The 11,733-nt window shown below is 59.1% G+C and carries 10 protein-coding genes and 3 pseudogenes; 3 read left to right on the plus strand and 10 right to left on the minus strand.

Features of this window, described 5'->3' with window-relative positions:
• Positions 1-139 precede the first annotated feature (139 nt).
• The 5 genes from ASD00_RS19810 to ASD00_RS19830 all read right to left on the minus strand — a co-directional run bounded on the left by ASD00_RS19810 (position 140) and on the right by ASD00_RS19830 (position 4,709).
• Complete coding sequence (locus ASD00_RS19810) at positions 140-1,393, minus strand: 3-hydroxybenzoate 6-monooxygenase (RefSeq protein ID WP_348272072.1); 1,254 nt, start codon at positions 1,391-1,393, stop codon at positions 140-142.
• Between the two features lie 79 nt (positions 1,394-1,472).
• Positions 1,473-2,120: a maleylacetoacetate isomerase gene (gene maiA / locus ASD00_RS19815; RefSeq protein WP_057208518.1), complete on the minus strand. Its 648-nt coding sequence runs from the start codon at positions 2,118-2,120 to the stop codon at positions 1,473-1,475.
• Positions 2,117-2,821, minus strand: coding sequence for a fumarylacetoacetate hydrolase family protein (locus tag ASD00_RS19820; protein WP_057208519.1), 705 nt, complete (start codon positions 2,819-2,821; stop codon positions 2,117-2,119). The genes maiA and ASD00_RS19820 overlap by 4 nt, the downstream gene beginning before the upstream one ends.
• Before the next feature lie 23 nt (positions 2,822-2,844).
• The gene (locus ASD00_RS19825; protein WP_057208520.1) at positions 2,845-3,609 is read right to left on the minus strand and encodes a maleylpyruvate isomerase family mycothiol-dependent enzyme; all 765 of its coding nucleotides are present in this window, start codon (positions 3,607-3,609) and stop codon (positions 2,845-2,847) included.
• Positions 3,606-4,709: a cupin domain-containing protein gene (locus ASD00_RS19830; protein ID WP_057208522.1), complete on the minus strand. Its 1,104-nt coding sequence runs from the start codon at positions 4,707-4,709 to the stop codon at positions 3,606-3,608. The genes ASD00_RS19825 and ASD00_RS19830 overlap by 4 nt, the downstream gene beginning before the upstream one ends.
• A 229-nt stretch (positions 4,710-4,938) precedes the next feature.
• Here ASD00_RS19830 and ASD00_RS19835 point away from each other — a divergent pair, with 229 nt between their 5' ends.
• On the plus strand, positions 4,939-5,412 hold the full coding sequence (locus ASD00_RS19835) for a MarR family transcriptional regulator (RefSeq protein ID WP_057208523.1): 474 nt from the start codon (positions 4,939-4,941) through the stop codon (positions 5,410-5,412).
• 193 nt (positions 5,413-5,605) lie between these two features.
• Here the strand turns inward: ASD00_RS19835 and ASD00_RS41825 are convergent.
• The 3 genes and pseudogenes from ASD00_RS41825 to istA all read right to left on the minus strand — a co-directional run.
• Positions 5,606-5,818, minus strand: a pseudogene (locus tag ASD00_RS41825) (hypothetical protein); the annotation flags it as partial.
• Positions 5,819-6,306: 488 nt separating this feature from the next.
• Complete coding sequence (gene istB / locus ASD00_RS19845; RefSeq protein ID WP_057208524.1) at positions 6,307-7,062, minus strand: IS21-like element helper ATPase IstB; 756 nt, start codon at positions 7,060-7,062, stop codon at positions 6,307-6,309.
• A 14-nt stretch (positions 7,063-7,076) separates the two neighbouring features.
• Complete coding sequence (gene istA, locus ASD00_RS19850; RefSeq protein WP_156585698.1) at positions 7,077-8,588, minus strand: IS21 family transposase; 1,512 nt, start codon at positions 8,586-8,588, stop codon at positions 7,077-7,079.
• A gap of 193 nt (positions 8,589-8,781) precedes the next feature.
• On the opposite strand from istA, the pseudogene ASD00_RS41830 reads away from it, so the two are divergent.
• Positions 8,782-8,993, plus strand: a pseudogene (locus ASD00_RS41830) (chloramphenicol phosphotransferase); the annotation flags it as partial.
• A 180-nt stretch (positions 8,994-9,173) separates the two neighbouring features.
• A pseudogene (locus ASD00_RS39015) lies at positions 9,174-9,535 on the plus strand (IS21 family transposase); the annotation flags it as partial.
• 163 nt (positions 9,536-9,698) lie between these two features.
• Here ASD00_RS39015 and ASD00_RS19860 read toward each other — a convergent pair.
• Complete coding sequence (locus ASD00_RS19860) at positions 9,699-10,646, minus strand: hypothetical protein (protein ID WP_057208526.1); 948 nt, start codon at positions 10,644-10,646, stop codon at positions 9,699-9,701.
• A 60-nt stretch (positions 10,647-10,706) separates the two neighbouring features.
• Positions 10,707-11,678 carry a pyridoxal-phosphate dependent enzyme gene (locus ASD00_RS19865; RefSeq protein ID WP_063963313.1) on the minus strand — a complete coding sequence of 324 codons (972 nt, stop codon included), beginning with the start codon at positions 11,676-11,678 and terminating at the stop codon, positions 10,707-10,709.
• Positions 11,679-11,733: the final 55 nt, after the last annotated feature.

Here is an 11,733-nt window from a genome sequence, read left to right on the forward strand (position 1 = left end):
TCTTGACCTGCGGCGGACGGATCAGCCAAGTGATCCGCCAGTATCGCGAGAAGCGTCGGCTTCGAAGGGTTTCCCTCGGCGTTCACCAGATGAAAGACAGAAAGACAGTCGACGTGCCAATGCCGGAGAATTTCGGATTTCAGGCAAACTCCAAGTCCGTCTGCCACGTGCCATGACTTGCCGTGCTGGCGCCGAACGCTCCATCGATACCGGAACCGCCGTAGAGCCAGTCAACGCTATCATACCAACCTTCAGGAGTCCGCGACCGCATGATGGAATTGCGCAATGCCGCATGACCATCGGCCGGATGATAAATGTTTTCGCCGATCCAGCGCGATTGCAATTGGACACGGGCGGTACGCAGCACACGTTTGCTCTGATAGATTGCAAGCGCTTTTTCGATATCGGTCGTCGTTGCGAGCTCATTCGATATGCAGACTGCATCCTCCATCGCCATGCACGCACCCTGTGCGAAATACTGCAGCATCGGATGCGCGGCGTCGCCCAAGAGCACGACACGTCCGTCCTGCCAATTCGAAATCGGTTCGCGGTCGCACAGCACCCAGAGCTTCCAGTCGCGTCCGTTGTCGATGATCTTCCTCGCCATGGGATGAACATGTTCGAATCCGCGCTTTACCTCTTCCGCGGTGACGGATTTGCCCGCCACCGGTTCTGACGCATTGTTGTGATAGGTGACGACCAGATTGAACGCTTTCCAGCCGGACAGCGGATAGTGAACGATATGACATTTGGGACCCGCCCAGAGTGTGGCGGCATTCCAGCGAAGGTCTTCAGGCATAAGTTCGGTGGGTATGACTGAACGGTAGGTTGTGTGGCCGGAAACACGAGGTTGGCCGTCACCGACAACTTTCATTCGGATGTTGGACCATAGACCATCCGCGCCGATCAGGGCACTACCGACGACCTTTGAACCATCGGCCAGGGCGGCGGTGACGGACTTGCCATCCTGCTCGTAGTCGATCACTTCCAAGCCCGTCCGAAGTTCAATCAGCGGGTTCTCCCGGGCCGCCTTGAGCAGGACGCCATGCAGATCACCGCGATGGATCACCGCATACGGGTTGCGGAAACGCTGGCGGAACGCGTCATCCAGGGGAATACGCATAATTTCCTCGGCGCTTAGCGCATCCATAAGCCTGAGGCTATCGATGTAGACGGCCATGGCCCGGGCCGTGTCGCCGACGCCGAGCCAGTCGAAGCAATGAAAGGCGTTTGGGCCGAGCTGGATGCCGGCGCCGATTTCACCGAGCACCGGCGCCTTTTCGAGAACGAGGACCTTAAAGCCCTGCCTGGCAAGGCCAAGCGCTGTCGAAATGCCGCCGATACCGCCGCCGGCGACGATAATGGGTAAAGTCTGTGTCATGGTTTCCTCCATCAATATCGAAAATCATGTGCGTACGGCGCGCTCGAAGGCGCGAACGTGCTCGCCGCCGCGCAAATGAATACCCAGGGCCTTAGGCAGCCTCGGCGTCCGGCTGCTTCATCGGATGCGCCTCGGCGAAGGCGGGTAGGGCCTCGCAGGTCTCCCGTAACCGCCGGAGTCGCGGATAAGCTTCGAGGCTAAGACCGAACCGGTCTGCGGAGAACATCTGAGGTATTAGGCAGATTTCAGCGAGGCCCGGCCGGTCGCCGAAAGCGAATGCCTGTTTCGGTTCCCCTGCCAGAAGCGCCTCGCAGGCCGCAAGCCCATCGCCGATCCATCGCTGACACCAGATATCGAGCGCCGCCTGATCCGCTGCGAACGTCTCGCGCAGATAGGCCAGCACCCTCAGGTTCTGCAGTGGATGGATGTCGCACGCGATGACCTGCGCGAAGGCCCGCGCCTTTGCGCGGACGAACGGTTCCGTCGGAAGCAGCGGCGGCTCGGGGTAGGTTTCGTCCAGCCACTCTATAATGGCCAGCGATTGCGTCATGACTTCCTCGTCGACTTCCAAGGTCGGAACCAGAGCCTGCGGATTGAGCGCCGTGTAGACGGGCAGCTTCTGCTGGCCGCCGCCTTTGCGTAAATGGACCGACACGAAATCGTAGCCAATATTTTTCAGGTTGAACGCGATACGGCAGCGGTATGCGGACGAACTGCGGAAATAGCCATGGAAGATCATTCGGGAGCCCCCACCGTCAATTCAACGGGGTCCAGCCCGTCGATCGTGCCTAGAATCCTGTCGCCCGGAACGACCGCGCCGACACCGGCCGGAGTTCCCGTATAGATCAGGTCACCGGGTTCGAGATGATAGAAATGGGATAGATGGCTGACGATTTCCTCCACTTTCCAGACGAGATCGGAAAGCTTCGCGTCCTGCTTCACTTCGCCATTGACCGAAAGGCTGATCGCCTGATCCCTGACCGTGAATTCGGCCGCGCGGGTTATAGGGCCGATGACGGCGGATCGCTCGACATCCTTGCCAAGATCCCACGGGCGCTGCTTGGCGCGGGCGGTTAGCTGGAGATCGCGGCGGGTCATGTCGAGGCCGCTGGAATAGCCGTAGATCGCCTTGGCTGCATCCTCCACGCTGACCCTCCATGCCGGAGCGCCGATCGCGATCACCAGTTCCATCTCATAGTGATAGTTCTCGGTGCCTGGGGGATAGGCGACGGTCTCACCGGTCTGCACGGTCGCGAGTGCCGATTTGGTGAAATAGAAGGGTGCTTCGCGGTCCACTTCGACGCCCATTTCCTTGGCGTGCTCGGCGTAATTTCGGCCGACGCAGAAGATGCGATGAACTGGATAGGCAGCCGTTTCGCCCCGAACCGGAACCGTGGGGAACTCGGGCGAGGGAAAAAGGCGAGCGGTTGACGTGTTCACGAGGGTATCTCCTGTTGAATGGTTCAATTGTGGCGCCACAAGGTCGCTTTGACCGTTGCGACACCGTCGAGGCGGCGCGCGCCACGGCCAGAAAGCCAGCGAAGCAGGTCCGCGGCGGCGCCGCGGATCTCGGAACCGCCGGCCCCAACGACCAGCGGCTGCGATCGATCGGTTGGCATCAGCGTCACGTCGAATGGGGCGTTCGTGGCAAATTGCAGGAGCAGCCTGTCCGTGAGGTCTGCCGGAAAATCCAGAAACGAACCGCCATTGTCGAGGTCGACGGCGCTGATCCAGATCTCACTGGCGCGAAACCACGGTGTCTGCCGGATACATCGCGGTCTCCCCGAGTCGTCTGTAGCCCATTGGTCCCATTGCGCATCCCCGAGATCGCGCCACTCGACATTGAGGTGAACCTCGGCGTGGTCGAACAGATAGCGCAAGGCGCCTGCGGGAAGTGTGCCCCCGAACGTGATCTCTTCATCCCGAGAGGACGTGGATTCGTAAATCGGCGTCCCATTGCCGGTTCGAGTCGATTCCACCAGTCGCGCAAAAGCTCGTGCCCGATAACCGACCTCGGCCACGACATGAGCCCTGGTCCGCCCCGGCAAGAGAGACGGGCCGTGGAAGTCGCGATCGGCGAGATCCCTGAGTTTGCGGGCGAAGTAAGCAGTGCCCCGGCGGACCAGCGCAAGATCGGCGTGGGGAGCCGAAGCGGCATCGTAGCGGGCCCCCTGTCCCTGACGCGCCCGCAACTGCGACCGGGCGTTGTCCTCCTCGTCGATGCTCATCGCCGTCCCGCTTCGATTTGCGAACGCGCGAAATGGAGCCGCTCCATGATCGGCGCGTCGGAAAAGCGGAAGAGGTCGAATTGAGTGTCCGCCCAGAGCGACCACGACACCCAGGAAGGGATGACGAAGATATCGCCCTTGTCGAGCGAGTACTCGACATCGCCAATGACGGCGCCGCCCTTGCCCTCGAATACCTGGAAGACAGTCGAGCCGACCTCGCGGCGGGAGGGCGTCACCGCGCCGGAGCGCAGGCGATGAAACTCGGCGCGGATCGTCGGCATCACGTCGCCGCCCGTCGTGGGATTCACATAGCGGATCGCGGCATGGCCTTGCTCCATTGTTGCGGGCTGTCCTTCATCCTCCAGTAGAAGCTGTTCGGTCAACGCCTGGTCGGTGTATTCCCAGCGATAGGCGCCGATGGGGGAGCTTGCCGTGTCTTGCAGGCCAGACAACGGACGCAAGCCGGGGTGAGCCCACAAACGTTCGCTTCTGGAAAAATTCGGGGTTGCGTAGTCGGTGACGCGTTCCGAACCGAATTCGAAGAAGCCGACGTCGTTCTGATAGGAAAAAGGAATGTCCAGGCCGTCGATCCAGGCCATCGGCTGGTCGGTGTCATTGTGATGGCCATGGAAATGCCAGCCGGGTGTGAGGAGAAAATCGCCGCGGCTCATCCTGACGGGATCACCATTCACGACAGTCCAGACGCCCTCGCCCTCGACCACGAAACGGAAAGCGTTTTGCGAGTGCCGGTGCTCTGGAGCGGTTTCCCGGGGTTCAAGATACTGGATGGCGGCCCAAAGGGTTGGAGAAATATAGGCATTGCCTGGAAGCCCCGGATTGGAGAGCCCGAGGGCGCGACGTTCGCCGCCGCGGCCGACAGGAACGAGGCGACCGGACTCCTCCGCCAGCGGCAATAGTTTTGCCCATTTCCAGACGTGCGGTACCGCCTTCGGCTTCGGATGAAGCGGCATCAGATCGCCAATCTGCGTCCACAGCGGCATTACATGCTCTTCCTCGAAGCTTTTGTAGAGCGCGCGCAATGCCGGACTATCTTCAGGCTGTGTGGAATGATCAATAACTTCAGTCGTCATGGAAGACATGGGTTTCTCCTCTTTCTAGCCAGTTGAGTCAGTATTCCGCGCCAACAAACTGCGGACGGTTCGCGGTCCGGGCACGGGAACCCTCCCTGGAGTCTCGTTGACCGCCTCAACGCATCGCATTTAGTATGTATACATATCATATGTATTCTTGTCTATAATTAAGCGCGTCATGCTTGCTAAATCGGGGGGGGATCCGTAAAGCTGATACGAAACAAGGGCATAGACGCTTATGACTGAACTTTATGATTTGCCCGGCCATCTGATTCGTCGGTTGCATCAGATTTCCGTATCGATTTTCGCAAACCTCATGTCCGAGGCCGGCATTGACTTGACCCCCGTGCAATTCGCAGCGCTGGTAAAGGTCCGCGACAACCCAGGGATCGACCAGGCAACACTAGCTGGTTTGATCGCCTACGATCGCGCGACCATTGGGGGAGTCGTCGACCGTCTGGTCGCCAAGGGACTTTTGCAGCGCGACGTGAGCAGCAAGGACCGTCGTGCGCGGGTGCTGATACCTACAGATGAAGGAGAACGCATTCTGGCGAGTGCGATGCCGATCATTCACTCGGTGCAGGATGAACTTCTCACAGGTCTCAACGACAAAGAACGCAGCCAGTTTGAGAACCTCCTGCGTAAGGCGATAGCCGCTATGAACGATGCGAGCCGCGCGCCGTTGAGGTTCAAGTCCATCGACATTGAATGAAGGATAGATAACTGATCGACAGCGCTCGCGGCGGACCATTGCTAGACTTTGAGAGCGTTACGGCTACAGCGCGCGTTCCACATCCGCTGCTCCGGTCGCCCATCGGCCTTTGCTAACCCAATGAGTTTCAAGAGACGGAAGGGTTTATTCCGGGATTTGTGTTCGCGTCAAAGATATCTTGCAGTTACCTCTTTCGCCTGCGGGTTTTCAGTATATCGGGGGCAGTCGTGAGCTCATGGGTGGGCGTGCGAGCATCATGGCTGACCTCATGCAGCACCAGGTCCTCGATGGCGACGAGCTCGCCCTCAGTCCACAACGAGGCGCAGGCATCGGCGAAATGCATCCTTTCGATCCCCCCTTCCCCGACCGGCGAGCGTTCGATCCGCTCGTCGAGTCGCACCAGTGCGAAGCGGTACGGCCACCCGATCTGGCCCGGTCCCCTTAACGGTATCTGGAGCACATATGGTGGCACGGCGGAACATTGTTACGGTCGAGAAATCGCTTATTGTTGCCGCGATCAACCGTCACGAGGCTAGTACATTTATGTGCGTATTCCGGTGATGCCGGACGGCTATTCCAATCTGAAGCCGGACAGGTATTCCAATCTCATGCCGGACACGATTCCGATTTGAAGCCGGACAGTTGGCGTGCCCCTGGGTCGTATGTGTTTTTGACCTGAACCGCGTTTCGCGGTCAAGCCGGGGTTGCTTGACCGATGGTCACGGCTTTCTGTTTTCGCATACTNAGTGCGTATTCCGGTGATGCCGGACGGCTATTCCAATCTGAAGCCGGACAGGTATTCCAATCTCATGCCGGACACGATTCCGATTTGAAGCCGGACAGTTGGCGTGCCCCTGGGTCGTATGTGTTTTTGACCTGAACCGCGTTTCGCGGTCAAGCCGGGGTTGCTTGACCGATGGTCACGGCTTTCTGTTTTCGCATACTCTCGCCGCTGAGCTCGATGCGATAGGCATTGTGTACGAGGCGGTCGAGGATGGCATCGGCAATGGTTGGATTGCCGATCATGTCGTACCAGTGATCGATGGGAACCTGGCTTGTGACGATGGTGGATCGCTTCTCGTAGCGGTCCTCGATGATTTCCAGGAGATCGCGACGCTGCTCGTCGTTGAGCTTCTCCGGACCCCAGTCGTCGAGGATGAGCAGGTCGGTCCTGGCCAGGGCCTTTAGGACCTTCGGATATCTGCCGTCGCCGCGCGCCAGGGCGAGTGTGGCAAAGAGCCTGGGGAGGCGATGATAGGCAACGGAGAGGTCCTCACGGCATGCCTTGTGTCCAAGAGCGCAGGCAAGCCAGCTCTTTCCGACGCCGGCGGGTCCGATCAACAGCAGGCTGTGGCGCTGCCTGACCCAGTCGCAGCCGGCCAGCTTCATGAAGAGATTGCGGTCGAGGCCGCGGGCGGCGCGGAAGTCGATATTCTCGATCTGGGCGTCGTGGCGCAGCTTGGCGGCGCGGGCTCTCGCCTCGAAGCGCTTCTGGCGGCGGGTGGTCGCCTCGCGTTCGAGAAGCAGGGCAAGCCATTCGCCATGCTCGAGGCTTCTGGCTTCCGTTTGCATCTCGAGTTCCTGATAGGCGCTTGCCATGCCTGTCAGGCCGAGTTCGCGCAGCATGTCGATGGTTGGGTTGATCAGCATCGTTGGGTGTCTCCTCAATGAAAGTAGCCGGGACCGCGCAGATTGACGTGCTCCATGACGGCGGCGGGTTCGGTGGAATGCCGTGCGCTCTTGTGGGTGGCGATGAGCGAGGTGATGGTCTTGCAGGTCAATCCGCCGATCTCGACGGCGCGCGCCGAAACGGCCTCGGCGCGGTCGCGGGTGATGTCGCGATAAAGGCGCAGGATGCCCAAGCATGTTCTGAAGCCTTGTTCCGGATGCGGCCGGCTGGCGAGAATGGCGACGACCAGCCCTTCGGTCTGCGGACCGATGGACGCGCCCCAGCGCCGGAAGCGCTCCGGTGTCCACTCGGCATAGCGGCGATGGGAGCTGGGCATGTGCGCGGGATCTGTTCCATAGCGCGGACCGCCATAGCGGCGCTGATGCACAGCGACGCGTTTGCCGCGATGGAAGATCTCGATCATCCGTGCGGTCGCCCGGATATCGACCTGCTGACGGATAAGGGCGTGCGGAACGGAATAGAAGAAGCTCTGGAACTCGACATGATAATCCGTCGAGACCCGCGCAAAGCGCCATTCGGCGAACTCGTAATTATCGGCGGGCAGGCTTGCGAGCGCCGCGTGTTCAACCGTCTCGAAGAGATGTCGGCGGCTGACGCCCAGCCTTCGCATGATGTGATTGTTGATGCGCTCCAGCACGTCGGCGATCGCGGTATTGGCCTCGGCGAGCGAGAAGAAAGTCTGCTTGCGCAAGCGGCCGAGAAGGCAACTCTGGGCGAAGCGCATGCCGTTCTCGACCTTGGCCTTGTCCTTGGGGCGTCGCGGTCGCGCCGGCAGAACGCCAACACCATAGTGGGACGCCATCATGCCGTAGCTGCGGTTGATCTCGGGATCGTAGAAGCTTGCGCGGCTGACGCCGGACTTCAGATTGTCGGGCACGATCAGGCGGGGCACGCCGCCGAAGAAGGCGAACATGCGCACGTGCGAGCCGATCCAGTCCGGCAAGGTCTGGGTCCAGGTCGCCTCGGCGAATGTGTAGCTCGACGCGCCGAGCACGCCGAGGAACAGCTCCGCCTCGCGGATCTCGCCAGTCTTGCGATCGACGATCGGCACCTTCTTGCCGGAATAGTCCACGAAGACCTTGTCGCCGGCAGCGTGCTCCTGGCGCATCGTCGGCGAAAGGCGCTGCTCGAAACCGCGGAACAGCTCGCAGAAACGGCTATAACCATAACCATCGGGATGGACGCTGCGATACTCCTCCCACAGGATCAGCAGTGTCACGCAGGGCTTCTTCAGCTCAATGGAAAGCTCCGCCCAGTTAGGCTCGTGACGTCGCCGCTGGCCCTGTTTGACGCCGGCGCGGATGAAAAGCCGATGCTCGAGCGCATCGTCTGTCAGTTCTCCTGGCAATGGCCAGTTCAACCCAGCGGCCTTAGCCCGATCCAGGTTATCTTGCACCGTGCTTCGGGCGATCCCGAGGGCCACCGCAATCTCGCGTACGCTTGTCCCGCCGGCAGAGAGCCGAAGCATCTGTCGTATGTGTCGCATGGTCAGCCTTCTCTTTGACGGCATGAAATTCCCCTCGTGGATACTGAGGAGATTCATGCCAAGGTTGCTGACCCAAGGGCATCGTCACGACGGAAAAACCGTCCGGTAATTGATTGGAATGCTGTCCGGCTTCAGATCGGAACGCTGTCCGGATATTGATCGGAATCCCGTCCGGTTAATTCCCGGAATCCGCATGCGCGTGTTCGTCTTGCTGATGGGCTTCCCGGGCGTCGGAAAGCTGTAGTTGAATTGTGCACCCTCCTCCCCGCAAAAGTCATTGGTAATCATTGGTTCAACAATCCAATATCTCGCCTCCCGGACGACGACGGGCTGACGCCCCTCCCAAACGGGATATCGGACTACACTGGGAAAATCCGACAGGTCGTCCTAGACGCGATTGTGGCCTAAGCCCTCCGTCGGCAAGCTTCCGTTGAGAGACAATGGATCGACCTCTCTCGAAAGCCATTTCCTTGCCCGTCTGTTGGTGTTTTCCACCGTACCCTTCTGCCAATTGAGAGCACTTGTGTTCATATCAGTCGGTTCTGCTGCCGCTTTGCCAAATACGAAAGCCGCGTCAAACCCACGTATCGCAGCCGTCACGTTGGTGGTGTCGCGATGGAATGCGACTATGCCGGCCACACGATCCCGATCAAAGATCCGCTGACCGGCGAGATCCGCGCAGCACAGATTTACGTTGCGGTGCTAAGCGCGTCGCAATTGACGTTCTCTTATGCCAGCTTCAGTCAGAAGCCGTCCGATTGGATCGAAGCGAACCAACGAGCCTTCAGTACTTCGGCGGCGTGACGAAGACGACGATCTGCGACAATCTCAAATCCGCGGTCGCCACGGCTCTTTGGTTCGAGCCGACGTTGAATGCGACCTTCGCTGCCTTCGCCGAACAATACGACACGACGGTGTTGCCAGCACGGCCAAGGCGCCCTCGGGATCTGAAAATCCTCTTCCACTTGCCCGGCCTCAGCCAAATGCCAGTCCTCGACGCGAGGCGGATATTTTTCGAGACCCTCAGCGTCACTCAGACTTCTTGCGCGCACGGACAAGTCCCAGATGCTTGGCGTGCAGACCGAACAAATATAAAATGGCGGTCTTATCCTAGCCCGCCTGCAATTCCCCGAGCATGATGCTCCTTGCAATAGCAAGATCTTGGGCAGCTATTCCGGTAAGATCCGCAACCGAAATATCGGTCGTAGGGCTTCGCAGACGTTTGCCAGAAGCCAGAACCTCACCTAATTCTAGGACGGCAGGGCCGGTCGGCCGTGGCCCCAGATGAGAAAGCTCGCCATAGGCTGTGCATTGCTTGATGGAATCAACAACGACATAGTCGGCTTCTGATAGTATCGCGGGGTCCAGCTCCTGCTTGCCTGGGCTGTCTGCGCCAATCGCGGTAATGTGGGTTCCGGGTTGTATCCAGTCCCGGAAGAGTAGAGGTGCCCTCGATGGCGTGGCCGTTACAATCATGTTGCATGCTTCGGCCACCGCCCTAGCCTCATAGGTGATGTTCAATGTGCAGCCTAAGGCCTGAACGCGCGCGACGAATGGCTGCAGATCGACGCCTATTCTTGCCAGTACCCAGACAATCCGGCACCCGGTATAAGGAAGCAGAAGTTCAAGCTGCAGGAGTGATTGTTCACCTGCCCCGATTAGGCCGATTGCAGTAATGTGGTCGGGTGCCAGAAGCCGGGCAGCGATCTGACCGGCAATCGCGGTTCGCATAGACGTTAACCAGCCTCTATCATCCAAGATGCAGAGCGGCTCCCCGGTTCGGGCGGAAATCAACACCATGAGGCCATTATTGTTCGGCCGGCCAAACTTGACATTGCGATAGAAGCCGGTCGAAATCTTTACGACCATCAGGTCACCGCCGTCGATGTGTGCAGACTTCACACAACAATCGCCGTCCACCTCTGAAAATCGAAAATACTGAACGGGTGGCAGTGCCACTCGGCCGGCAGAGCTGGCGACAAACCCCTCCTCGATGAGCTTGGTTGCGCGATCGAGATCAAAGAGGGATCGGATTTCTTCTTTGTGCAGCAGTCGCATTTCAGATCCTTTGGTAAGGACACGCGGCAAGGCCGCATGTCCATCTGTTCGACCAAAACGCTAGTCATCCAGAACGAGGCGCTTGAATTCAGGAGAGAAATTGCTGCCAGTTATGATCGTCACAACGGACTTCCCGGCGAAAAGGTGCGGATGGACCGCGATAGTCGCAAGGCCTGCAGCACCAGCTGCCTCTGCAAGCAGCCCTGTCGCGTTGAAGAGGAGCTTGCCCGCCCTTACCATCGAGTGATCGTCGAGCAGCACCAGATCATCAAGGCATGCTCGAAGTTGATGGACGGAAATTTCGAACGGGTTAAGGGTACCCATGCCGTCGGCGATCGTGTCGATCCGCGACCCAAGCACAACATGTCCCCTCGCGTAGGATTGAGCCATCGCCTGCGCACCTTCCGGCGCCACGCCGACGATACGGGTTCGGGGATGGTGGGCGCGGATCCATGATCCGATCCCGGCAGCCAAAGCACCATCGCCCACCTGAATGACAATCACATCCGGTTCGATACCCGCCTCACTCAACTCAAGTGCGATACCCCCTGCGCCAGCAGCGATGTTGCGGTCGCCACCATCCTCGATCAATGCGGCACCGGTTTCGACGGCAAAGCGTCGAGCGTGATCCATTCCGTCTCCTTCCTCGAGAGGAACGAGGCGCACGTCTGCACCTAGGCGGCGCATCGCCTCCACTTTTAGAGGGTTTGCATCTTCTGGAACAAAGATTGTAGAATCCATATTCCTGCGTCGAGCGGCCCTTGCTATGCCTTGTCCGAAATTTCCGGTCGACATAGTCGTAACACCGTTGGGCTGGCCGTTCAGACGAGCAATCACGGCCTCCGTTCCACGCCCCTTGAAGGAACGAATAGGGTTGAAGGTCTCCAGCTTCATTGTGACGGTGCAGCCGAGTGCCGCGTCAATGTCAGGATGATTAAGGACCGGCGTGTTTAAGAATATCTCATCGATAGACTTATGAGCGGCGATAATTTCATTAGGCGATATCAATATGGGTGCGTCCGCGGGGTTCATTTCATCATCTCGCATTTATTTCTAATACCACCTCACATGCCAGCCCACCAATTGG

Origin of the sequence: Ensifer sp. Root31 (genome assembly GCF_001424825.1) — a bacterium.
GTDB classification, from domain to species: Bacteria; Pseudomonadota; Alphaproteobacteria; order Rhizobiales; family Rhizobiaceae; genus Ensifer; species Ensifer canadensis.